The organism is Bordetella genomosp. 10 (assembly GCF_002261225.1).
Lineage (GTDB): Bacteria > Pseudomonadota > Gammaproteobacteria > Burkholderiales > Burkholderiaceae_B > Bordetella_C.
Genome location: NZ_NEVM01000001.1, coordinates 1545671 through 1566989 on the forward strand (window position 1 = coordinate 1545671; position 21319 = coordinate 1566989).

Genomic DNA, 21319 nt, shown 5'->3' on the forward strand with positions numbered 1-21319 from the left:
CCCGGCGGCAAACAAAAAGCCCTCGACCACGCATATGCGTGAAAGTCGAGGGCTTCTATAGCCAACTGAATGTGGATGCGGCAATTATTGCCGCGAACCTGGGCGCCATGCTGCGCGCAGGTCAATCATGGAGCGAAGTCTAGGGGCCTGGATTGCAAGGGGTCAATACAGGCTAACCCGAAGTTCGACCGTCCTACACCGCCGCCGGCGTGGGCCGCCGGCGGCTGACCGCGGCAATGCGCCGCGCGGCCAGCTCGGCGACGACGAGGGCCACGGCGAGCAGGGCGGCGGCGACATACTCCAGATATTGCGCGCCGGCGGCCGCGATGGTGCCCGCGCCGATGACCCCGGCGGCCGAGACGCCGATATAGGTGCAGGCGGTGTTCAAGCCCAGCAGCACGGGCGCGATGGCCGGCGCCATCGTAACCAGCCGGTGCTGCTGCGGGACCAGCACCCCCCAGCCCGCGCCGCCCCAGATCGCGATCGCCAATGCCGCCGTCCAGGGATTGCCCGTCGTCCAGGGAAACACGGCGATATCGATGACCAGCACGGTCAGCATCGACAACAGCACCTTGCGCGAACCCACGGTGTCGATCAGGCGTCCCGCCACCAGGTTCGTGGCGGTGCCGGCCGCGCCCCAGATCACCAGCAGTGTGCCCAGCATGGCGGCGCTGCCGCCGATGACCGGCTTGAAGACGACGGAGAAGTACGTATAGACCGTGAACAGCCCGCTCATCGCCAGCATCGTCGTGGCCAGGGTCAGGCCGACCCGGCGGTCGGCGAGCGGCGCCAGGCGCTGGCGCAGCGTGACGGCCGGCGGCAGCGGCAGTTCCGGCAGCAGGATCCACACGCCCACGCCGGCCACCGCGCCCAGCAGCGACACGAAGCCCATCGTCCAGCGCCAGTCGCCCAGCCCGCCTATCAGCGCGCCGATGGGCGAGCCCAGGGCCGTGGCGGCGGTAAGGCCCGCGACCACGATGGAGAGCGCCCAGCCGCGGCGCTCGGGCGGCACCAGCATCGTGCCCGCGCCAGTGGCGGTCGGCGAGAACATCGCCGCGCCCAGGCCGGCGAGCACGCGGGTCAGCAGCGCCAGGCCGAAGGTGGGCGCCCACGCCGTGCCCAGATTGGCCGCCACGAAGATGGAGAGCCCGGCCAGCATCAAGCGCTTGCGCGGAACGGCGGCCGCCAAGGCGGCGATGGTGGGCGCCAGCAATGCATAGGCGATGGCGTAGGTGGTGGTCATCTGCCCGGCGGCGCCGATGCCCACGCCGTAGGAACTGGCCAATTGGGGCAGGATGCCCGCGACGACAAAACTGTCGGTTCCCAGGGCGAACATGCCCAGGGCGAGCACGAGGAGGCGGCGATCCATGACGGAGATCCTTTGTGCGGTCGCACAATAAGTTTCGTCACGAAACTATAAACATTAGGGTTTCGTGATGCAACTGTTCTGGCATGGAAAGTTGTGTCATGAAACCTTGGGTGGTAAAAAAACGCCATGTACCGAAAACGCTTTACCGCCATGAATTGCTCGATCGCCCGCGCCCTCGAAGAGGTGGGCGAGTGGTGGAGCTTGCTCATCGTGCGGGAATGCGGCCAGGGCACCGCGCGCTTCGACGAATTCCAGAGCCACCTGGGCATCGCGCGCAACGTGCTGGCCGCGCGCCTGGACCGGCTCATCGAACTCGGCATCGTCGAGCGCTTTCCCCTGGAGGGCCGGGCCAATACGGAGGGCTACCGCCTGACGCCCAAGGGCGACGCCCTGTTTCCGGTGCTGGTGGCGCTGAAGCAGTGGGGGGACGATTGGCTGGACGGCACCTGCCGTCAGCGCCTTGAACTGGTGGAGGAAGGCACCGGGAAACCGGTGGAAAAAATCACCGTCCATGCCGCCGGGGGGCGACCGCTGTCCCGGCAGGACATCCGGTACTTGCCCGGGCCGGACGCGACGGAAGATACGCTGGAATTGATAGAGCGCCGGAACCGGCGGGTGCTGGGCGATCCGCCCGCGCGGGAGGGCGACGACCGGGCATGACGACCGTGGCGCGGAGCGGGTCCGCCGCCACGGAACACATCAATCAGACGGGAGCGAAAATGAAAAAGCTGTATGCCAGCCTTTTGGGCGCCTTTGCCCTGGCCGCGGCGGCGCAAGCCGAGCCGGTGACTTACCAACTGGATCCGGACCACACCTATCCCAGCTTCGAGACCGACCACTTCAACGGCGCCTCCATCTGGCGCGGGAAATTCAAGAAGACCAGCGGCACGGTGGTGCTCGACGCCAAGGCGGGCAAGGGCAGCATCGACGTCGCTGTCGACATGACGTCGATCGACATCGGCCACGACGAGCTGGACGAGCACCTGCGTTCCGACAAGTTCTTCGACGTCGCCCGCTTTCCGCAGGCCACCTTCAAGAGCCAGGACGTCACCTTCAAGAACGGCCGGCCGGTCAGCGCCCGCGGGCAATTCACCTTGCACGGCGTCACGCATCCGCTGACGCTGACCATCGTCTCCTTCAAGTGCTATCAGAACCCCATGCTGAAGAAGGAGGTCTGCGGCACGGAGTCCACCGCGCGTTTCGACCGCGATGCCTATGGCGTGGGCTTCGGCAAGGACTACGGTTTCAAGATGGAGACCGTGCTGCACATCCAGGCGGAAGGCATCCGCCAGTAAAGCGGGGGCAGGGCGTGGCGCCACGCCCTGCCATCGTGGGGGCCAGGTTCGGCCTTTCCGGCCTTTCTGGAATTACGCCTCCGCTTCCGCCTCCTCCTCGTCGGCCTGGGCGGGCGCCTGCGCCGCCATGGCCGTCATCGTCACGTAGTCGAGCTTGCCGGTGCCCAATACCGGCAGCCGCTCCAGTATCCGGATATCGCGCGGGATCATCAGTTCGGTCGCCCCATGCGCGCGGCCCCACTGTTGCAGCGCCTTGGCATTCGCCTCGGGCGCGGTGGTGAACAGCACCAGGGTTTCGCCCTTCTTGGGATCGGGGCGGGTGACCACGGCGTGTTCGAAGCCCGGCCAGCAGGCCGCCGCCTGGTTCTCGACGGCGGGCAGGCTGACCATTTCACCGCCGATCTTGGCGAAGCGCTTGGCCCGTCCGCGGATGGTGATGAAGCCGGCGGCGTCCAGGCTGACGATGTCGCCCGTGTCGTGCCAGCCTTCGGCCGGCGGCTGCAGCACGCCGGGCGCGTCGGCGAGCATGTAGCCGGCCATGACGTTGGGACCGCGCAGGTGGAGCCGCTGGCCGTCGGCGATGCCCGGCACGGTCTCCAGCCGCGTCTCGATCCCGGGCAGCAGGCGTCCGACGCTGCCCACCTTGAAATGCATGGGCGTGTTCACCGCGATCACCGGCGCGCATTCGGTGGCGCCGTAGCCCTCCAGGATGCGCAGGCCGAATTTCTCGGCATAGGCCTTGTGGGTTTCCTCGCGCACCTTCTCCGCGCCGGCGAAGATATAGCGCACCGAATAGAAGTCGTAGCCATGCGCCATGCGCGCGTAGCCCGCGAGAAAGGTGTCGGTGCCGAACAGCACGGTCGCGTTGGCGTCGTAGGCGAGCGCCGGCACCATGCTGTAGTGCAGGGGGCTGGGATACATCACCGTGCGGATGCCGTTGAGCAGCGGCAGCAGCGTGCCGCCGGTCAGGCCGAAGCTGTGGAAAATGGGCAGCGCGTTCAGGATAACGTCGCTGGCGTTGTAGTCGACGCGGGACGCCAACTGCGCGCAGTTCGCCAGCAGGTTGCGGTGCGTAAGCACCACGGCCTTGGGCGTGCCCTCGGAGCCGGAGGTGAACAGGATGGCCGCCGGCGCGTCGGCGCCGATCCTCAGCCTGGCATGGCGGGCGGCGGCGCGCCGGGCGGTCAGCAGCGCCCACAGTTTCTCGATGCCGCCGATGCCGGCGCCCAGGTCCTCCAGCCAGACCACGCGCACGCCATCGCCTTCCAGGGCCTCGACCGCCGCGCCCAGGTTGGCCTGTTCCACGAAGGCGCGCGCGGAAACCACGGTGCGGATGCGCGCCGTGTTGCAGGCCGAACGCATATTGGTCACGCCGGCGGTGAAGTTGAGCATGGCGGGCACGCGGCCGCTGGCCTGGCAGGCGAAGAAGGCCACGACCGCGCCGTTGACGTTGGGCAGCATCACGCCCACCGCCTCGCCGGCCTGGGTGCCGGCCGCCAGGCGCTTGCCCAGGAGCTGCGCGGCGGCGATCAGGCGGTCGTAGGTCAGCGGCTTGCGCTTGACGTCCTCCAGCACCTTCGCCTTGCCGCCGTGGATGGCGCGCGCTTCGCAGAGCGCGCCGAACAGGGTATTGCCGGTGCGCGACGTCGAAAACAGCATGTCGCTCATCTCGTCGTAGAGGCGGCGGCCGGCGGCTTCGCGGTGCTGGCGCGCGGTCAGTCCTTCCTGGATGTGGAAGCGGCGCGGGGCCAGCACGGTCAGCGTGATCTTCGGGAACCAGCGCGAGCGCACCTTCCCCTTCAGGTAGCTGAAGGGCGTGTACTGCGGACCGTCCAGGCGCACCGGAATGATGGGGGCGTCGGCCTTGTCGGCCACCATGCCGGGGCCGTCGAACACCTTCATCAGCGCGCCGGTGACGGTGATGCGTCCTTCGGGAAAGATCACCAGCGTATTGCCCTCGCGCACCGTCTTGATCATCGCCTTGGTCGACATCGGATTGGTCGGGTCGACCGGAAAGGCCTTGAACAGCTTGAGGAAGGGCTTGATCCACCAGGACTGGGCAATGGTGGTGTTGACCGCGAAGGTCGGCTTGCCCGGCAGGAACGCGCCCAGCAGCAGGCCGTCCAGCAGGGAGATATGGTTCACCACCACCACGGCGCGCTCGCCCGGGCGCGGCATGTGCTCCAGCCCCTTGACCTCCACGCGATAGAGCGCGCGCAGCAGCAGGCGGACCAGGTCCTTGAACAGGGTCTCCGGCAGCAGCCAGATCGACACGAAGGCGACCACCAGCGTGGCGCCGCCCAGCACGCCGATGATGCCCGGCACGTCGACGTTGGCGGCCAGCAGTCCCGCCACCGCCAGCACGGCCAGCACGGTGACGCCGGCGTTGACGATGTTGTTGGCGGCGACGACGCGCGAGCACTCGTCGGGCGGGCTCATGACCTGGAGGATCGCGTACAGCGGCACGACGAACATGCCGCCGGCGAAGGCGACGACGCCCAGGTCGATGAGGATGCGCAGCGAGCCTGAGTCCGCCAGGAACTGGCTTACCGACGCATTGGCGGTTTGCGGGGCAAAGCCGCTGGTCGACAGCCACAGGTCGATCAGGCCCAGCGCCATGGCGAGCGCCGAGATCGGCACGTACCGGGCGGAGACCTCGCCCTTCTGCAAGCGGTTGACGGCGATCGAGCCGGCCGCGATCGCCAGCGAGAACACGATCAGGAACAGCGTCGCGACCTCCTGCGAGCAGGCCAGCCTGTCCGAGACCAGCGGCGCGAACTGGGAGACCAGCACCGCGCCCGCCGCGAAGAGCCAACTGATGCCGAGGATGGCCAGCCACACCCCGCGGATGCGGCGGGCGATCGAGAGGATTTCCCAGGTGCTCTTGAAGACGTTCCAGTCGATATGCTGCCGCTCGCCCAACGGGGGGGCCGGCGGCACCGCGAGGCTGGCCGCCAGGCCCAGCACGGCCAGGACCATCAGCACGATGCCGGCCTGGTGGATGGAGATGACGCCGGCCAGCAACTGCCCGGCGAGGATGGCGAGGAAGGTGCCGGCCTCGACCAGCCCGGTCCCGCCCATGAGTTCGTTTTCGGCCAGTTGCTGCGGCAGGATCGAATACTTCACGGGGCCGAACAGGGTGGAGTGCAGCCCCATGCAGAACAGGGCCGTCAGCAGCAGCGGCACGGACAGCAGCCAGAAGCCGGTCAGCGCCAGGCCCATGATGGCGACTTCCGCCGTCTTGATCCAGCGTATCAGCCGCGCCTTGTCGTAGCGGTCGGCCAGTTGGCCGGCGAGGGCGGAAAACAGGAAGTAGGGGAGAATGAAAAGCCCGGTGGCGACCGTGGCGAGCATCTTGGCGCGCGCCGGATCGGCGGCATAGAGCCCGAAGTTCGCCAGGAACAGCAGGGCGTACTTCAATAGATTGTCGTTGAAGGCGCCCAGGAACTGGACCAGGAAGAGGGGGCCGAGGCGGCGCTTGGCCAGCAAGGAAAAATGGGGGGAGTGGGTCATTGTGCTCTCTTACTCAGACGACAAGAGGGGCATGCCTGTTGTTTATTGTTCGCCGGCGGTCTTCTTTCGGAGGGCCGGCTCTTGCTTGCGGAGTGGATAGTGGCACGAAATTGATCGGTGTTCAATAATATTTTGATCAGTGTTCAATAAAATATTGGACAGTGTTCAATTTTGGCCTTATCTTGTCGGCATCGCCGATGTCATCGGCCGATTGTTCCCGATTGTCCCTGATTTCCTTCTATTGCCACCGATTTCCCCCATTTGCCGATGAGCCGCCGATCCGATCACACCCGCGAACAGCTTGCCGAACTCATCGTCCGGGAGGGGCACCAGCTATTGTCCGAGGTCGGCTTCGCCCGTTTTTCGGCGCGCGAGGTGGCCAAGCGCATCGGCTATTCGGTCGGCACGCTCTACAACGTCTTCGGCAGCTACGACGCCCTGATGCTGGCCATCAACGGGCGCACGCTGGATCTCTGGCGGGCGGCCTTGCTGGAGAAACTGGAGCAGGCGAAATCCGGCCGCCTGGAGCAGGCCATCGCCGTGTATTTCGACTTTGCGGCCAGCCATCGCCACGCCTGGGCGGCGCTCTACGATTTCCGCCTGCCCAACGACGTTCCCCTGCCGGCGTCCTATGCCGAGAAACTCGCCGCCGTGACCGGCATCCTGGTGGACGAAATCACCGCCGACCTGCCTGCCCACCGCAAGGCCGAAGGCCCCGGCCTGGCCCGTTCCATATTCGCGACCGTGCACGGCCATTGTTTCTTCGCGCTGAACGGCACTTTCGATTTGCTGGGGGAAACCGATGCGCTCGGGGCCGCGATCGCGCGGGCGCGCGAGGCGATTGCCGGGGTCTCCGGTCGTGGCGATTCGCCGCGCGGGTCGGACTGACACCGCCGGCGCGCTGCCGGTAATTCGATATTTTTTGCCTCAATACGAGTGCGGGCGACGACGTTCCAGGCGCCAGCTATAAAGCGCCACCAGCAGGCCGATGGTGGTCATGCCTGCCGCCATGAGCGGCGCGGGGGACAGGCCTTCCCGGCGACCGAAGAACGGGAGGAGTAACCAGCAGCCGGCAACGCTGCCCAGGCAGGACGCCGCGACGTTGACGGTGGAAGCCAGGACGGGAGCCGCGCCGGCCTTGGCCAGTATGCGTCGCTGTTGCGACGGCGCGAAGGCATAGGCAGCGGCCCCGGACAACGCGTACATGATGGCCACGACCGTCTTGCTATGTATGGCGAGCGCCAGCAGCGCCTGCGTGATTGCTAAAACGGAAAGGCTTGCCACCAGCGTCGGCATCAGGTGCTTGTCGGCCAGTTTGCCGCCATAGAAGTTGCCGATTATCTGGAAGGCGCCGAAGGCCAGCATGACGAACAAGACGGATGAGGGCGCAAACCCGGTCGTCTTGACCAGCAATTCACCGATGGAGAGGGAGGCGATGGCGAGACCGCTGCTGAGCAGCGCCGTCATCGCGAAACTCAGGAGCACTTGCAAACGGCCCAAGGCGCGGATGTTGCCGGACAGGCCTTGGGGCTGCCCATGGCGGCAGGGAGGCACCCACTTGGCGATGGCCATGAACGACGCGGCGCCCAGCGCGGCCATTATCCACACAATGGCTATGCCGCCGTTTATTCCCATCCACCAAAGAAACAGGGGATAGGCGAGTACGCTGCCCAGTATCGGCCCGCTGAATACCAGTGCCAGGGCCGAGGCGTGCTTGCCGGGACAGGCCGATTCGGCTGCGACGATCGAACTCGCGCCGACGTAGAGTATGTAGACGGCGGCATAAAGCATGAAGCTGATGGACAGCATGTCCGCGCTACGGCTCAAGGCGAGTATTGCCAGGCCCAGGCTGAAGATGGCCGACAGTCCCAGCAACACCGTTTTTCGCGCCAGGCGGGTGGTCGATATGGCTATCAGGAGGGAAACCAGCGAGGGAAGGAGCAGATAGACGCTTTGCTCCATAATAACGGCGGGTAGCGAGGCGCCCCGCTCGATACTATTCTCCATTATCGACAAGCCGATAAACGTACCGCTGATGCCGATAATGAATCCGCCGGCGGGCAGCGCCCAAAGCGCAAGAGGCATGTCGTGCATTCCTGGTGGTTGAAAGAAGCGTCGCCGCCCGAAGCCTGCCTTCAATAGTGCCGGCCGGCAAGCCGCCAGAACATCAGGCCCGCGACCGCGCCCGCCGGCAGGAATCCCTGCCACATCTTGAACAGCGCCGCCGCGATATCCGCATTCACATACCGGGAGGGCGTGCCGGTCAGCCTGGGGAGTGCCGTGAGGAAATGCACGCACGCAAGCGCCGCCAACGCGCTGATGGCGATGCCGGCGATGAAATAAAGCAGCCAGGCGCGGATGCGGAATTTTCGAGCCAGGAATGACAGGCCGGCGCAAGGGAGCGCGGTCACCACGATTGCGCTCATCCACGCGGCGACGAAAAGCACGATAAAACCGAGTGAATCGATCCAAAGGGAATCATGCATCCCGGTTTTGGCACGGGGTACCGCGACCAGGCCTATCCAGATCGTGATTATCAAGGTCCCGACCGTTACGCTCGCCAGATAGCTGGGCGCCGTTCGTTCTATCGGCGAGGATGGGAAGGGTTTTTCTCGTCGCATTTTCCAGCAAGGCTTTTGGATCCGGGCTTGGTCAGCGACTCAATTGCGGCTTCCACGGCCCGAAAAATTAACGTTAAAGATCGGGATGCTCGATTCGCTCCCACGCGTTCCCATCGAAGCGAAAAATGTCTTTTTGGCCGACCACCCAGAGGACATCGCCCACGGACTCGGCATGGAAAATGTAGTCGCCGCGCAGCTTCGGCAGTGCAGGCGCGAAGCGGCGGAGTTCGGATGTACCGGTATCCAGCTCGTAAAGTCCGCCAGGGCGCGTGCTCGACGGCAATACGAGTTTCCCGCGATAGGGGGTGATCATATGGAAGAGATTGTGCTGTTTACGCAAGTCGACGGGTGTAAAACCACGCGCATGACTTCCATGCAGCAAAACGCCTTCACGCCCACATACCCAGACACTCTCGGCATGTTCCATGTGGATGCCCGTCAAGGCGGCCTCTTCGAGAGGAACCTCCAGTTCATGTAAGGCGCCGCCATCCCAAAAACAGAGCACGGGCTTCGTGCCTTCCACGCCGCAGACATAGATGGCATCCTCGCGTTGACCGGCGATATCGTGCAGCGACAGGTTCCGCGGTTCCTGGCGTCGGGAGTCCATCAGCCATTGCAGGAAGCCAGGGTCCGTTGTCGGAGGTGCCGTTCTACCCAGCCGTGCATGGGCCTCCGGATCGAAAAGTATCGACTTGGTCAGTAAATGCCAATTGGAGCCGGAGCGAACGTACATCTGTCCTCCATTTCCACATGCGTAAAGCTTATCCCCGATCTGGGATATGGCGGACAGACGGCCTCGGCCTTCGGCATCGTCTACCCAGCTTCCTGCCCCAGTGATTTTTTCCCTGAAGTTGCCTTTCCACCACGCGTGATAGACGTCGCCTTCGGAAGACAGGTAGGTCAGGTAATCCGTCTTCGGATCCACATCCAGGTTTCTGAAGCGCGTTATGTCCTGCAGGTGGAAATCGAAGTCGTCGAAATACCATTGCTCGCCTGGCTTGCCATCGTGCTCGTAACGGAAAAGCCGGGCTTCCGGGTGATGGACATCCCAATCGGAGAGAACGGCGCCGATTACCAGAACATCGGCGGAGCGCGCGCGGGCGCGCGTGAATTCGATCTTGCCGGCCTTGCTTCTAAGGTCTTGCATTGGCGCCTCTTATTGCATCTGCGTCGAACGCATCCAGAGCCTGTTGTGGTTGCCGTAGATATTGCACAGTGCCGCTCAAGATGATTTCCGCGGCCGCGCCGTCTTCGACCGAAAAGCCGCGTTTAGCGACTCCAGCACCTGATCGTCGGCGTGATAGGACATGATTTCGCGCCAATCATTGAACTCGCGCACGCTGATAAGTTCAGGTAGCCGCGCGCGCGTCGCCTCGTCGTCGGCAAGGTGTTCTATGAAGCCCACGGCGACAGCCGTATTCACGTCGGCATTCGGCGCCGCGAGGCAGTAGCGGGCATAGTCCATGATGCGGCGAGCGCGCTGAATGTCGCCGTTTTTCATTGCCTGCTCGAACAACGAACGCAACTCGATCCACGCCGCCATCGGCGACCAGGATTGCTCGATGCGATCGCGCAATTCAGGCACAGCTTCAATGGCCTTGCGCCGCCAGGTACTCATGTTTTTCCACCGTTAAACCTTTCCCATGTGCGCCAACTATAAAACTTCTATCAGGCTTCCCGACGCTTGGGTTCGCATCTTGTTTCAATGCTAACGCCGTCCACGACGAGTCGTCATGTCGAGATTCATCTGTAGTCCAGCGCACGCGACGCTGCAATGGCCGGTGAGCGACACCGGTGCCTCCACGGCTCGCTCAGCCATCTGACCCCAAGCGGGTTTGTCTAGAAAAGGTCAGAGCAAGCTAAATAGGCAACTGCTTTCCAAAGTTAAACCATCCAATTTCTTTGGGGGTACATCAATGTCGACATAGCCAACGAACACGGAATGCCCATCGTGAAGGAGCGGGCAGGGCGTGGAGAAGCACTACGGCACTCAAAACAGGTTGGAAAGCGTATTGCCTATTTCAATAAGCAAACGGCAAAAAAGGAAGATTTAGCTATTACCGTGTGTGGCACACTCTCGTTCAGCCAGCGCAAGCCATGGGGTAAGGATGAATATCTTCGAAATGACGTTTGACCAACGGTTGGAATGTCTGAGGAGCTTAGTGAAGGCGGCGAAAGATGAAATCCTGTTGGTAGTGACATTCCATGAAACATGGAAACCTACCGTTTATGACGAATCGCTGCTTCAGCGCATGGGGAACTCCTATGCAACCCACACCTTTCTTATTATTCGTAGTGCCCTACGTCGTGAAGTGCTACTCGGGCTAATGAGGTTGTGGGACAACAATCGGCAGGCTCTGAGCATGGCCAAGATCGTGGAAATTTTAAAGGACAGATCTTTTTTTGACGCGCTGGTCGCACAACGCGCAGCACATTTCTCCAGGGATTTTGATGCCGCGGCGATGATGAGAGAAGCCCTATTGCCGAAGAGGGACAACGTACTTGAGCTTGTCCGCAGATATCTAAAGGACGGTGGAGGTAGCACTGTACTTGAAAGGCTGAAGACACTGAGAAACCAACACCTTGCTCACAGACAGGTGAGCGAAGGGCAAGCCGAGGCGACCGCCCAAGCGGCGGATGCAGCGGACAGTGAAATCGAAGTGTTCTACGCTGACACTATTGAATTAGTGACTGCACTACTCAGCCTCGTCTTTGGAGAGGCATTCGACATTGGTACTGACACCGCTGGTCTATATCAGCATCATGGAAAATTTTTTTGGGCAGCGGTGCGAGGTGAGCGTACTGAGGGACATCCGAACTACAGGCCGTCGATGTGACGCGGCTTTCCTGCCCAAAGCCGAAACTTGTAGCCGTCAATGGATTGATAGGGCTTGATGCCTAAGTCACGTCGTATGGCGAATAAAAGAGCGGTAAGCCATTCGTCGTGCTTGTCGTCGCCTGTTCGGGTTCGACTGGGCTGTCTCATCCAAGTATCCGCGTAAAGCAAGCAAAACCGATGGCGAACCCACCAGAAAGATATTGTTTGCTGCACTTGCAAATCTGACCTTTTCTTCTGTGGTTGGTGGAGGGCCAACGATGTCGTTTAGTGCCGCCATAAATTCTTTGTAGTGGTCGAGCTTTTGCTTCCTCCACTCAGCTTCCCGCTCTTTCTGCTTCGTGAAGAAAAAAGTGAGCGCGCTGACCATGACCGTACCGGATACGGAGATGATTGCAACAACGACGCTGGCATCCATGGGCTGCTGACTCCGCAATGAGATATTGAGATGTTTTTACTTCGTGATGCCAAGGTCTTTTCGCATTGCAGTTTCCATGGCTACGTCGTGCAGCGGCTTCCTTGTGTCGCCGCAAACGCCGCTTTAACTCTATCTTCTGTTTGGTTGCGTTCATGATAGCGCTCCGAGAATATGGAATGCCCGCGAGTTCAGGAATACAAGCGTGGTGCGTAAGGGGATGGAGGGGAGTGGTGCGATTAGCGGCAGGGCTTTTGAGGTATTGGCACTCGCCGGCGTTGGTGATTGAGATTGCCCATACGACATCTATTTGCTTGATGTCTGTGGCTGCCATGATCTGGCAAAACTCGCTGATGTGGGGGGAGACTTGGGCGATGCGCGCAGCGAGTCGTACGGCGACTTCTTTTAGAGAGGAGACGCCCCTATGAGTGACCACGGAGGAGAATGCTAAGAAAAAAGCCCCTGATAAATCAGGGGCTTAGAATGCTTGGCGGAGAGGGTGGGATTCGAACCCACGGTACGGGGAAACCGTACGCCTGATTTCGAGTCAGGTACATTCGACCACTCTGCCACCTCTCCGGGGTACTGCTGGTTCCAATGACCTCGTGGTCGAGGCAAGGTCACTGTCTTGCTGTCCAAACGAAACGCTTCATAAGCGGTCGGAAAGAACCCGAGCCAGTCGATAAAACAAAATAGTCATTGCTGACTAATTTAATGTCTCGCACGTACGCTACGGATCAACCGTAAGTCCGTGTGGAGCAGCGAAGCTCGCTATTCTAGCAGAGATTTCCTGGAATTAGCTAGTCGAAACGTTCTCCTCATACGATGAGTCTGGAGAGGTGTGTTGTATTCCACCACGAAGGGTGTCTGAGGGGGATGCTGGGTACACCTCTCGCCGAGGGTGGTTACGAGACGAACGGCTCCTAGGCATCCCGGGCCCCAAAGGGTTTCTGGCCGCTTCGGTCAGCGGGCCCACCAGTGGTGCCTGGGACTTGGCGAGAATGCCCGCTCGCCTGCATGTAGGCTGTGTGTCGCCGCTTCAGTTATCCCGCTTCTTCGTCGCATCCATCCGAAATTCGTAGGCAAATTTCGGACAAACAGGATCGGCAAACATTGCTGTTTTTTATATCTCGCCGTGAAGGCCGTGCCGGGTAGCACTTCCGCCTCTGCGCACACCCGCCCGACGCGGCTAAACTCCCGAAGCGGCGGCGGGCTGCCTGTCGCGCCGCGCGACGCCGGCGGGCGGGACAGGCGCCCGGCCGGCGGTTCTTGCCCCCCCCAATCATCATCCCCCTCATGCGCTTAGGAGAATCTTCATGCTCAAAGGAAAAGTAGCGGTCGTCACCGGATCCACCAGCGGCATCGGCTTGGGGATCGCCACGGCGCTGGCCGCGCAGGGGGCGGACGTGGTGCTGAACGGGTTCGGCGACGCCGCCGAGGTCGAGAAGACCCGGGCCGGCTTGGCGCTGGCCCATGGCGTCAAGGCGCTCTACGACGGCGCCGACCTGAGCCGCGGCGAGGCCGTGCGCGGGCTGGTGGAGAACACGGTCAAGCAGCTCGGCCGCATCGACATCATCGTCAACAACGCCGGCATCCAGCACACCTCGCTGATCGAGGATTTCCCCGTCGAGCGCTGGGACGCCATCATCGCCCTGAACCTGTCGGCCGTCTTCCACGGCACGGCGGCCGCCTTGCCGCACATGAAGAAGCAGGGCTGGGGCCGCATCATCAATATCGCATCCGCCCACGGCCTGGTCGGTTCGGCCAACAAGTCGGCCTACGTCGCCGCCAAGCACGGCGTGGTCGGGTTGACCAAGGTGACGGCGCTGGAAACGGCGGGGCAGGGCATCACCGCCAACGCCATCTGCCCGGGCTGGGTGCGCACCGCCCTGGTGGAAAAGCAGATCAGCGCCATCGCCGCGCAGAAAGGCATCAGCCAGGAAGACGCCGCGCGCGAACTGCTGGGCGAGAAGCAGCCTTCGCTGCAGTTCGTCACGCCGGAACAACTGGGCGGCACCGCCGTCTACCTGGCCTCGCCCGCGGCCGAGCAGGTCACCGGGACCACGATCTCGGTCGACGGCGGCTGGACCGCCCGCTGAGGCATCGAGGATACCGAATCGAGGATACCGATCCCGGACATCCATCCGAAATACCTCTCCGCGACGCTAATCATCCAAGCCATCAAAGCTGTCAAACAAAGCAAGAAAAGGAACCCGTTTCCATGCTGTATCTGCTGTCTCCCGCCAAGAAGCTGGACTACGACTCTCCCGTCCAGGTCCAGACCCACACCCAGCCGCTGTTCGTCGACGAGGCCGCCGAGCTGATCAAGGTGCTCAAGACCAAGTCGGCCGACGATATCTCGGCGTTGATGGACCTCAGCCCGGCTTTGTCCGAGCTGAACGTGCGCCGCTACGCCGAGTGGAAGCCCAAGTTCACCCAGGCCAATTCGCGCCAGGCCATACTCGCCTTCAACGGCGACGTCTACGAAGGCCTGCAGGCCGATACGCTGACGCCGGCCCAGTTGGACTGGGCGCAGGAACACGTGGCCATCCTCAGCGGCCTGTACGGCGTGCTGCGGCCGCTGGACCTGATGCAGCCCTACCGCCTGGAAATGGGCACCCGCCTGGAGACCCGCCGCGGCAAGAGCCTGTACGACTTCTGGGGCGCCCGCATCGCCGAATACCTGAACGAACGCCAGGCCGGCGCCAAAAAGCCCATCGTCGTCAACCTGGCTTCCGAGGAATATTTCAAGTCGGTCGACCTGAAGACGCTGCAGGCGCGCGTGGTGCAGTGCGTGTTCCAGGACTGGAAGAACGGCGCTTGGAAGATCATCAGTTTCCACGCCAAGCGCGCGCGCGGCCTGATGGCGCGCTACGCCGTCACGCACAAGGCGGGCACGCCGGAGAAGCTGCAAGGCTTCGACAGCGAAGGCTACGCCTACGCGGCGGAGGCATCGACGCCGGACAAGCTGGTGTTCCGGCGCAAGCTGGAAGGCTGAGCGCCCGGCCTCAGCCCAGCGCCCCGCTTTCCTGCCGGATCATCTGCCCCGCCTTGACCATCAGCTTCAGCGGATACGCCAGGGCGGCCAGGTCTCCCTGTATGTCCAGTTGCTCCGGCAGCGGGGGCACCGGCGGCCGCGCGGGGTCGAGCATGATCACGATGTCCTGCAGCGTTTCCTGGACCGATGGCGGCGGTTCCTCGGCCAGGGTGGACAGCGTGGGCACTGCCGCGGTGGTCTGCGACGCCAGGATGTGGTTCTGTATCAGCAGGTTGTTCAGTTCCGGCACGAACTGCTGGCGCGAGCGCGGCTCGCTGATCATGCGGTAGAACGCTTCGGCGAAATTGCTGAAGGAAATGTGCACGTTCTTGCGGGCCAGGCGCCAGTTCAGGTCGGCTTCTTCTTCCTCCGGCTGGGGCGGCACTTCGGGTTGCGGCCCTTGCACCAGCGCGGCGGTGACGTCGGCCTGGGCGGCCTTGGTCATCTGCTTGTGCCGCAGGACTTCCGCATAGCGCAGGCCGGCGGTCAGGTAGTCGCGGTTGGCGTTGATCGCCGCGCGCGCCAACGGCGCCATGTAGCGCGACTCCCACCATGGGAAGGCATAGCTGCAAAGCGTGGCCACGGCGCAGCCGATCAGCGTGTCCAGGGCGCGTTCGCCGATCACCGCCATCGACACGGTCCCCGGCGAGACGAAGTGAAAGACCAGGACCACGAACAGGGTGTTGAACACCGCGCTGCCCATGTAATTGAGCAGCACCAGGCTGTTGCCCATGATGCAGGCGGCCAGCAGCGCCCCGAACAGGATGGCGGGCTTGTCCGTGAGGTGCAGCAGCACGGCCGCCAGCAGGCAGCCGATCAGGGTGCCCATCAGGCGCCAGCCGTTGCGCTGGCGGGTCAGCGCGAAGCCGGGCTTCATGACGATGACGATGGTCAGGATGATCCAGTAGTTGTGCGCCGAGAACGCCTCCGTCACCCATAGCTCGGTCAGGATCATCGCCAGCGAGGCGGCCAGCGTGACGCGCAGCGCATAACGGAAGTTGGGCGAATCCAGGCGCAGGTTGCTGGTGAGCATGCCCAGGCGGAACTCCTGGCGCGACATGAAGCGCGTCAGCGATTTGTCGATGCGCAGCGCGCTGGTCGGCTTGGCGTCGGGGCTGGCCTGGGTGTGGTCGGCCAGGCGGTCGACGATGCGGCTGGCATTGCGCAGGCGGCGCTGGATCTGCACCAGGACGGCCAGGGTTTCGGGGTCGCGCTCGGCCAGGCCCTGCTGCTTGAGCAGGTCGATCTCGTACTCCATGGCCCGCAGTTCCGCCTTGATGCTGGTGCGGCGGCGGACCTTGTCGTTGCTGGACAGCGCCAGGGCGACGCGGTTCATCTCCAGCGACATCTTGATCAGCGAGTCGTGCATGAACAGCAGGATGTCGTTGCCGGCGAGCGTGCGCCGCAGCACCGCGTAGTCGGTGTGCGTGGCGAACAGCGCGTCCACCAGTTGCAGCATGTCGACGAACATATTCCACACCATCACGCGGCGGCTGTCGCCCGCGCCGCGCCCGCGGGGCAACTGGCGCAGGACCATGTCACGCGCGGCCTGGTGCTTTTCCGTCATGGCGGACTGGCGCTGGATCACGGTGCTGTAGCAGGTGTCCAGGTCCTCGGCCTCGTCGTAGAAGGCGGCGCGCGCCTCCATGTAGTCGGCGGTGGCGAACAGGGCCACCGACATGGCCTGCTGTTCCTCGCGCAGCCAGAAGACGCGGCTGAACGTCAGGCTGAAGGCCAGGTAGAAGAGGGCGCCGCCCAGGGTGCCGGCCGCGTGCAGCAGCACCTCGTTCGGCTGCAGGGGCGAGTGCATGGTCAGGGCCATCACCAGCAGGCCGCCGAAGCCGATCAGGCCGCCGCGCTTGCCGAACACCGTCAGCATGCAATAGGCGAAGCACTGCAGCGTGACCACCGCCCACAGGATGGGGGTGCTGGTCGAGGCGAAGCCGGTGATGATCACCGTGACGGTCGCCACCAGGGCCCCGCCCAGCATCTCGTTGGTGCGGTGGCGCTGCGGGCCGCCGGGCTGGTCGATGATGGAAACGCATTGCGCGCCGAAGGTGGCGACCAGGCCCAGCGTGTACTGGCCGAACAGCACGCCGAGGATCAGGACCGGCAACAGCATCCCCGTGGCCTGCCGCACCCCGCCGAAAAAATAGTGGCTGTAGAGAAATTTGCGGAGGCTGGTGAGGCGCAAATCCATAGGGCGGGCGGGTCCGGGCTTGAGGGTGCGACAAGTATATAGAGAGTGCGGCGCAGCATGGGGCGGGTGCGTCCCCGCAATCGGCGGGGCCCCGGGGCGGCCGGATTGTGTGGCATTTTTACGGCTACGGCCGGATTTTTGCGTCCACGGGCCCCGTCGGCGCCCGATTGATTTGCCAGGGGCCATGCAAACACGGTAAAGTCGCTGGCTCGCACCGGTACGTCATCTCCGGCCGGTGTCGGATGGTCAGCAAGACCGCCGGTCCACCGACCGGCAGCAAGCGCCAGCAGTACCCTGCCATTGGCCGCGCCAAAAGCGTGTAGCCAAGGCTTCCATTTCGATCTCCGGCGTCCATGTGGGCGCATGCACTGCGTTTTAGATGAACGCGTGCCGGATCGGCAGGGCGTTCGGGTGGCGCGGTTCCGTGAACCGCAAAGCGCCGATCGTGTTGCCGCGGCCGGTATCGGGTTCCGCCGTCGCCGTATCCGGGCGAGCGGCATTCCAGGACGTAGGGCCGGAAACAGGGAAAGGAACACAATATGGAACTCAATGGCGCCGACATCGTCGTGCGCTGCCTCGCGGACGAGGGCGTGGAACACGTCTTTGGCTATCCGGGCGGCGCGGTGCTCTATATTTACGACGCAATCTTCAAGCAGGACAAGTTCCAGCACATCCTCGTTCGCCACGAACAGGCTGCCGTGCATGCGGCCGATGCCTATTCGCGTTCGTCGAACAAGACGGGTGTCTGTATCGTCACCAGCGGCCCCGGCGTGACCAACGCGGTCACCGGCATCGCCACGGCCTACATGGATTCCATCCCGATGGTGATCATCAGCGGCCAGGTGCCGACTGCCGCCATCGGCGAGGACGCCTTCCAGGAATGCGATACCGTGGGCATCACGCGTCCCTGCGTGAAGCACAACTTCCTGGTGCGCGACGTCAAGGACCTGGCCGATACGCTGCGCCGCGCCTTCTATATCGCGCGCACCGGCCGTCCCGGCCCCGTGCTGGTCGACATTCCCAAGGACATCACCCTGGCGCCGTGCAAGTACACGCCGCCCAAGGGCGATATCGCCATGCGCTCCTACGCGCCGGTGACCAAGGGCCACCAGGGCCAGATCAAGAAGGCCGTGCAGATGCTGCTGTCGGCCGAGCGTCCCATGGTCTACACCGGCGGCGGCGTCATCCTGTCGGACGCGTCGCAGGAACTGACCCAACTGGTCGACCTGCTGGGCGCGCCCTGCACCAATACCCTGATGGGCCTGGGCGGCCTGCCGGCCAGCCACCCCAGCTTCGTCGGCATGCCCGGCATGCACGGCACCTACGAAGCCAACATGGCGATGCAGCACTGCGACGTGCTGCTGGCCATCGGCGCGCGCTTCGACGACCGCGTCATCGGCAACCCCAAGCATTTCGCGCAGAACCCGCGCAAGATCATCCACATCGATATCGATCCCTCGTCGATCTCGAAGCGGGTGCGGGTGGACGTGCCCATCGTCGGCAACGTCAAGGACGTGCTGGTGGACATGCTGGCGCAGTTCCGCGCGGCCGAGGCCAAGCCGCCGTCGCTGGCCAAGTGGTGGCAGCAGGTCGACGCCTGGCGCGGCAAGGAATGCCTGAAATACGCCGGCTCGGACGAGGTCATCAAGCCGCAGTTCGTGGTCGAGAAATTGTGGGAAGTGACCGGCGGCAACGCCTTCGTCACCTCCGACGTGGGCCAGCACCAGATGTGGGCGGCCCAGTACTACCGTTTCGGCGCGCCGCGCCGCTGGATCAATTCCGGCGGCCTGGGCACCATGGGCGTGGGGTTGCCCTACGCCATGGGCGTGCAGATGGCCAACCCGGGGCAGGACGTCGCGGTGATCACCGGCGAGGCGTCCATCCAGATGAACATCCAGGAGCTGTCGACCTGCCAGCAATACCACCTGACGCCCAAGATCGTGTGCCTGAACAACCGGTTCCTGGGCATGGTGCGGCAGTGGCAGCAGATCGACTACGGCTCGCGCTATTCCGAGTCGTACATGGATTCGCTGCCCGACTTCGTCAAGGTGGCGGAGGCCTATGGCCACGTCGGGCTGCGCATCGAGCGCCCGGCCGACGTCGAACCGGCGCTGCGCGAAGCCTTCAACAAGCACAAGAAGCGGCTGGTCTTCCTGGATTTCATCACCGACCGGACCGAGAACGTGTGGCCCATGGTCAAGGCCGGCCGCGGCCTGACCGAGATGCTGCTCGGCTCGGAAGATCTGTAAGAGGGCGCCATGAAACACGTTATCTCCATCCTGCTCGAGAACGAGCCCGGCGCCTTGTCCCGCGTGGTCGGCCTGTTCTCGGCCCGCGGCTACAACATCGAAACCTTGACCGTGGCGCCCACCGAGGACGACACGCTGTCTCGCATGACCATCGTCACCACGGGGTCGGACGAAGTGATCGAACAGATCACCAAGCACCTGAACCGCCTGGTCGACGTGGTCAAGGTGGTGGACCTGACCGAAGGGGCGCACATCGAACGCGAGCTCATGCTCGTGAAGGTGCGCGCGGTCGGCAAGGAACGCGAGGAAATGAAGCGCATGGCCGACATTTTCCGCGGCCGCATCATCGACGTCACCGACAAGTCCTACACCATCGAACTGACCGGTGTGCAGGAAAAGATCTCGGCCTTCATCGAGGCGCTGGATCGCAGCGCGATTCTCGAAACCGTCCGTACCGGGGTTTCTGGCATCGGACGCGGTGAGCGGGTACTGAAGCTGTAGCACGGCGGAGGCGCCGCCCCGCCGTTGCGGCCAGCCTCCTCTGACCTTTTTGATTTGAACCAGATTTCAATAGATAAATATCGGAGCACCCCATGAAAGTTTTCTACGACAAGGATTGCGATCTCTCCCTCATCAAGGGCCGTACGGTCGCCATCATCGGCTACGGCTCCCAAGGCCACGCCCACGCCCAGAACCTGCATGACTCCGGCGTGAACGTCGTGGTCGGCCTGCGCAAGGGCGGCGCCTCGTGGAACAAGGCCGCCAACGCCGGCCTGAAGGTCCAGGAAGTGGCCGAAGCCGTCAAGGGCGCGGACGTCGTCATGATGCTGCTGCCCGACGAGAACATCGCCAAGGTCTACCGCGACGACGTGCACGCCAACATCAAGGCGGGCGCCGCGCTGGCCTTCGCCCACGGCTTCAACGTGCACTACGGCCAGGTCGTGCCGCGCGACGACATCGACGTCATCATGATCGCCCCCAAGGCCCCCGGCCACACCGTGCGCTCGACCTACGCCCAGGGCGGCGGCGTGCCCCACCTGGTGGCCGTGTACCAGGACAAGTCCGGCGCCGCCCGCGACGTGGCCCTGTCGTACGCCAGCGCCAACGGCGGCGGCCGTGCCGGCATCATCGAGACCAACTTCCGCGAAGAAACCGAAACCGACCTGTTCGGCGAACAGGCCGTGCTGTGCGGCGGCACCGTCGAACTGATCAAGGCCGGTTTCGACACGCTGGTGGAAGCCGGCTACGCGCCCGAAATGGCTTATTTCGAGTGCCTGCACGAGCTCAAGCTGATCGTCGACCTGATCTATGAAGGCGGCATCGCCAACATGAACTACTCGATCTCGAACAACGCCGAATTCGGCGAATACGAGACGGGTCCCAAGATCGTCACGGAAGACACCCGCAAGGCCATGCGCCAGGCCCTGACCGACATCCAGACCGGCGAATACGCCAAGCGCTTCATCCTGGAAAACACGGCCGGCGCCCCGACCCTGACCTCGCGCCGCCGCATCAACGCGGAATCGCAGATCGAAGTGGTCGGCGCCAAGCTGCGCGCCATGATGCCCTGGATCGCCGCCAACAAGCTGGTGGACAAGTCCAAGAACTGATGGACAGCGGGGGGAGGGTACAATCCTTTCCCCGCCACCCGGACCGCGCCTCGCGCGCGGTCCGGGTACAGAATTTGCAACAGGCGGCATGCTCAGGCATGCCGTTTTTTTGCCGCCGGGCCGCCCCCCAAGGAAAAAAACCCCTTTGGGGGGCAGCAAGCGGCGATAGCCGCG

18 protein-coding genes and 1 tRNA gene are annotated in these 21319 nt (G+C 63.5%); 10 read left to right on the top strand and 9 right to left on the bottom strand.

The genetic code is table 11. From position 1 onward, the window contains the following. Positions 1–193: 193 nt before the first annotated feature. Positions 194–1369, bottom strand: a complete 1176-nt coding sequence (locus CAL29_RS06705; protein ID WP_094852138.1) for an MFS transporter — start codon at positions 1367–1369, stop codon at positions 194–196. 126 nt (positions 1370–1495) lie between these two features. Here CAL29_RS06705 and CAL29_RS06710 point away from each other — a divergent pair, with 126 nt between their 5' ends. Both CAL29_RS06710 and CAL29_RS06715 read left to right on the top strand, forming a co-directional pair. After that, complete coding sequence (locus tag CAL29_RS06710) at positions 1496–2029, top strand: winged helix-turn-helix transcriptional regulator (RefSeq protein ID WP_094852139.1); 534 nt, start codon at positions 1496–1498, stop codon at positions 2027–2029. Positions 2030–2088: 59 nt separating this feature from the next. Further along, positions 2089–2664 (top strand): YceI family protein, encoded by a 576-nt coding sequence (locus tag CAL29_RS06715; RefSeq protein WP_094852763.1) that lies wholly within the window; start codon positions 2089–2091, stop codon positions 2662–2664. Between the two features lie 72 nt (positions 2665–2736). Here CAL29_RS06715 and CAL29_RS06720 read toward each other — a convergent pair whose 3' ends face one another. Next, positions 2737–6177 (bottom strand): acyl-[ACP]--phospholipid O-acyltransferase, encoded by a 3441-nt coding sequence (locus CAL29_RS06720; RefSeq protein ID WP_218831816.1) that lies wholly within the window; start codon positions 6175–6177, stop codon positions 2737–2739. A gap of 267 nt (positions 6178–6444) precedes the next feature. Between CAL29_RS06720 and CAL29_RS06725 the strand changes: the two genes are divergently transcribed. Next, positions 6445–7065 (top strand): TetR/AcrR family transcriptional regulator, encoded by a 621-nt coding sequence (locus tag CAL29_RS06725; protein WP_094852140.1) that lies wholly within the window; start codon positions 6445–6447, stop codon positions 7063–7065. A 39-nt stretch (positions 7066–7104) separates the two neighbouring features. Here the strand turns inward: CAL29_RS06725 and CAL29_RS06730 are convergent, their stop codons facing one another. The 4 genes from CAL29_RS06730 to CAL29_RS06745 all read right to left on the bottom strand — a co-directional run bounded on the left by CAL29_RS06730 (position 7105) and on the right by CAL29_RS06745 (position 10416). Beyond that, positions 7105–8271, bottom strand: a complete 1167-nt coding sequence (locus CAL29_RS06730) for an MFS transporter (RefSeq protein WP_094852141.1) — start codon at positions 8269–8271, stop codon at positions 7105–7107. Between the two features lie 41 nt (positions 8272–8312). Next, positions 8313–8798, bottom strand: coding sequence for a hypothetical protein (locus tag CAL29_RS06735; protein WP_143277626.1), 486 nt, complete (start codon positions 8796–8798; stop codon positions 8313–8315). 73 nt (positions 8799–8871) lie between these two features. Beyond that, positions 8872–9945 carry a hypothetical protein gene (locus tag CAL29_RS06740; protein ID WP_094852143.1) on the bottom strand — a complete coding sequence of 358 codons (1074 nt, stop codon included), beginning with the start codon at positions 9943–9945 and terminating at the stop codon, positions 8872–8874. A 75-nt stretch (positions 9946–10020) separates the two neighbouring features. Continuing rightward, positions 10021–10416 (bottom strand): DUF7674 family protein, encoded by a 396-nt coding sequence (locus tag CAL29_RS06745; RefSeq protein WP_094852144.1) that lies wholly within the window; start codon positions 10414–10416, stop codon positions 10021–10023. Positions 10417–10740: 324 nt separating this feature from the next. Here CAL29_RS06745 and CAL29_RS31250 point away from each other — a divergent pair, with 324 nt between their 5' ends. Together CAL29_RS31250 and CAL29_RS06750 are read left to right on the top strand one after the other, a co-directional pair. After that, positions 10741–10932: a hypothetical protein gene (locus CAL29_RS31250; RefSeq protein WP_143277627.1), complete on the top strand. Its 192-nt coding sequence runs from the start codon at positions 10741–10743 to the stop codon at positions 10930–10932. Continuing rightward, complete coding sequence (locus CAL29_RS06750) at positions 10907–11635, top strand: AbiU2 domain-containing protein (protein WP_143277628.1); 729 nt, start codon at positions 10907–10909, stop codon at positions 11633–11635. Before CAL29_RS31250 ends, CAL29_RS06750 begins: the two co-directional genes overlap by 26 nt. 66 nt (positions 11636–11701) lie before the next feature. Here CAL29_RS06750 and CAL29_RS31255 read toward each other — a convergent pair whose 3' ends face one another. Together CAL29_RS31255 and CAL29_RS06755 are read right to left on the bottom strand one after the other, a co-directional pair. Next, complete coding sequence (locus tag CAL29_RS31255) at positions 11702–12052, bottom strand: hypothetical protein (protein ID WP_143277629.1); 351 nt, start codon at positions 12050–12052, stop codon at positions 11702–11704. Positions 12053–12537: 485 nt separating this feature from the next. Continuing rightward, positions 12538–12628, bottom strand: a tRNA-Ser gene (locus CAL29_RS06755). 737 nt (positions 12629–13365) lie between these two features. Between CAL29_RS06755 and CAL29_RS06760 the strand changes: the two genes are divergently transcribed. Further along, positions 13366–14148 carry a 3-hydroxybutyrate dehydrogenase gene (locus CAL29_RS06760; RefSeq protein ID WP_094852146.1) on the top strand — a complete coding sequence of 261 codons (783 nt, stop codon included), beginning with the start codon at positions 13366–13368 and terminating at the stop codon, positions 14146–14148. Positions 14149–14270: 122 nt separating this feature from the next. Beyond that, complete coding sequence (gene yaaA, locus CAL29_RS06765; protein WP_094852147.1) at positions 14271–15047, top strand: peroxide stress protein YaaA; 777 nt, start codon at positions 14271–14273, stop codon at positions 15045–15047. A 10-nt stretch (positions 15048–15057) separates the two neighbouring features. Here the strand turns inward: yaaA and CAL29_RS06770 are convergent, their stop codons facing one another. Then, positions 15058–17286 (bottom strand): FUSC family protein, encoded by a 2229-nt coding sequence (locus CAL29_RS06770; RefSeq protein ID WP_094852148.1) that lies wholly within the window; start codon positions 17284–17286, stop codon positions 15058–15060. A gap of 539 nt (positions 17287–17825) precedes the next feature. On the opposite strand from CAL29_RS06770, the gene CAL29_RS06775 reads away from it, so the two are divergent. The 3 genes from CAL29_RS06775 (at position 17826) to ilvC (ending at position 21145) form a co-directional block, all read left to right on the top strand. Further along, positions 17826–19535: an acetolactate synthase 3 catalytic subunit gene (locus tag CAL29_RS06775; RefSeq protein ID WP_094852149.1), complete on the top strand. Its 1710-nt coding sequence runs from the start codon at positions 17826–17828 to the stop codon at positions 19533–19535. Between the two features lie 9 nt (positions 19536–19544). Continuing rightward, positions 19545–20036 (top strand): acetolactate synthase small subunit, encoded by a 492-nt coding sequence (ilvN, locus tag CAL29_RS06780; protein WP_057655781.1) that lies wholly within the window; start codon positions 19545–19547, stop codon positions 20034–20036. 92 nt (positions 20037–20128) lie between these two features. Further along, the gene (gene ilvC, locus CAL29_RS06785; RefSeq protein WP_094852150.1) at positions 20129–21145 is read left to right on the top strand and encodes a ketol-acid reductoisomerase; all 1017 of its coding nucleotides are present in this window, start codon (positions 20129–20131) and stop codon (positions 21143–21145) included. Positions 21146–21319 lie beyond the last annotated feature (174 nt).

Excerpts from the sequence above, each read along its gene's own strand:
- CAL29_RS06760 (WP_094852146.1), top strand. The coding sequence starts at position 13,366 with ATGCTCAAAGGAAAAGTAGCGGTCGTCACCGGATCCACCAGCGGCATC.
- CAL29_RS31255 (WP_143277629.1), bottom strand. The coding sequence starts at position 12,052 with ATGGATGCCAGCGTCGTTGTTGCAATCATCTCCGTATCCGGTACGGTC.
- CAL29_RS06720 (WP_218831816.1), bottom strand. The coding sequence starts at position 6,177 with ATGACCCACTCCCCCCATTTTTCCTTGCTGGCCAAGCGCCGCCTCGGC.
- CAL29_RS06750 (WP_143277628.1), top strand. The coding sequence starts at position 10,907 with ATGAATATCTTCGAAATGACGTTTGACCAACGGTTGGAATGTCTGAGG.
- ilvC (WP_094852150.1), top strand. The coding sequence starts at position 20,129 with ATGAAAGTTTTCTACGACAAGGATTGCGATCTCTCCCTCATCAAGGGC.
- CAL29_RS06725 (WP_094852140.1), top strand. The coding sequence starts at position 6,445 with ATGAGCCGCCGATCCGATCACACCCGCGAACAGCTTGCCGAACTCATC.
- CAL29_RS06730 (WP_094852141.1), bottom strand. The coding sequence starts at position 8,271 with ATGCACGACATGCCTCTTGCGCTTTGGGCGCTGCCCGCCGGCGGATTC.
- CAL29_RS06770 (WP_094852148.1), bottom strand. The coding sequence starts at position 17,286 with ATGGATTTGCGCCTCACCAGCCTCCGCAAATTTCTCTACAGCCACTAT.
- CAL29_RS06715 (WP_094852763.1), top strand. The coding sequence starts at position 2,089 with ATGAAAAAGCTGTATGCCAGCCTTTTGGGCGCCTTTGCCCTGGCCGCG.
- CAL29_RS06735 (WP_143277626.1), bottom strand. The coding sequence starts at position 8,798 with ATGCGACGAGAAAAACCCTTCCCATCCTCGCCGATAGAACGAACGGCG.
- CAL29_RS06710 (WP_094852139.1), top strand. The coding sequence starts at position 1,496 with ATGTACCGAAAACGCTTTACCGCCATGAATTGCTCGATCGCCCGCGCC.
- CAL29_RS06740 (WP_094852143.1), bottom strand. The coding sequence starts at position 9,945 with ATGCAAGACCTTAGAAGCAAGGCCGGCAAGATCGAATTCACGCGCGCC.
- ilvN (WP_057655781.1), top strand. The coding sequence starts at position 19,545 with ATGAAACACGTTATCTCCATCCTGCTCGAGAACGAGCCCGGCGCCTTG.
- CAL29_RS06705 (WP_094852138.1), bottom strand. The coding sequence starts at position 1,369 with ATGGATCGCCGCCTCCTCGTGCTCGCCCTGGGCATGTTCGCCCTGGGA.
- CAL29_RS31250 (WP_143277627.1), top strand. The coding sequence starts at position 10,741 with ATGCCCATCGTGAAGGAGCGGGCAGGGCGTGGAGAAGCACTACGGCAC.
- CAL29_RS06775 (WP_094852149.1), top strand. The coding sequence starts at position 17,826 with ATGGAACTCAATGGCGCCGACATCGTCGTGCGCTGCCTCGCGGACGAG.
- yaaA (WP_094852147.1), top strand. The coding sequence starts at position 14,271 with ATGCTGTATCTGCTGTCTCCCGCCAAGAAGCTGGACTACGACTCTCCC.
- CAL29_RS06745 (WP_094852144.1), bottom strand. The coding sequence starts at position 10,416 with ATGAGTACCTGGCGGCGCAAGGCCATTGAAGCTGTGCCTGAATTGCGC.